Source organism: Robbsia andropogonis (assembly GCF_000970345.1).
Taxonomy (GTDB): domain Bacteria; phylum Pseudomonadota; class Gammaproteobacteria; order Burkholderiales; family Burkholderiaceae; genus Robbsia; species Robbsia andropogonis.
The window spans coordinates 1-580 of the sequence record NZ_LAQU01000239.1; the positions used below are offsets into that span (position 1 = coordinate 1).

Sequence of the window (580 nt, forward strand, 5' to 3'; positions counted from 1 at the left end):
TACGTTATTCGAAAAATCCGGCACGAAGATTCAGGTCATCACCAGCAGCGTAGCGTCGTCTACGGAGTGTTCGATGAGCGGCGTCGACGTGTATATTGTGTCGAAGAAAATCGATGGCGGGCTCTAGGCAGTGGGCGTTCGGCCAAAGTGCCCCCCGGTTCACCAGAGGCCTGGTCATTGTGCCGGATGCATTCGACCACGCATGGTGGACATTCACGATAGACGTCGGGGTCCAGTTGCTCCCCGGACCCCGCTAGCCACCTTTTGGCAGGGCTTGCTCCAGAACGTGGATTGACTCGCCTGTTTGAGCTAAGCGGGCCGACTCATTACGCGCAAGTCGCTTACCATTATCCGCAAGTTGCTGTGCGTATTCGTGGGCGGACAATACTCCGTCATTAAAATCCTGTTCGATTTCCTTGCGCTCATCTAGCAGCTTGTCTATGAAGGATTCCAACGCCTGGACAGTAGCGAGGGAGTCCAGTCGGTATTCAATGCTGACCGGATCATTCAAATGCAATAACGCTTCTGTAAGTATGCCAAAGTCACTTCGCGGAACGTGCTTTCCAGTCTCCGCATCGAA

General features: G+C 53.8%; 1 protein-coding gene. It reads right to left on the reverse strand.

Features of this window, described 5'->3' with window-relative positions; genetic code table 11:
* Positions 1–253 precede the first annotated feature (253 nt).
* The coding region (locus WM40_RS27325) for a hypothetical protein (RefSeq protein ID WP_046154693.1) at positions 254–580 on the reverse strand (327 nt) is incomplete at its 5' end.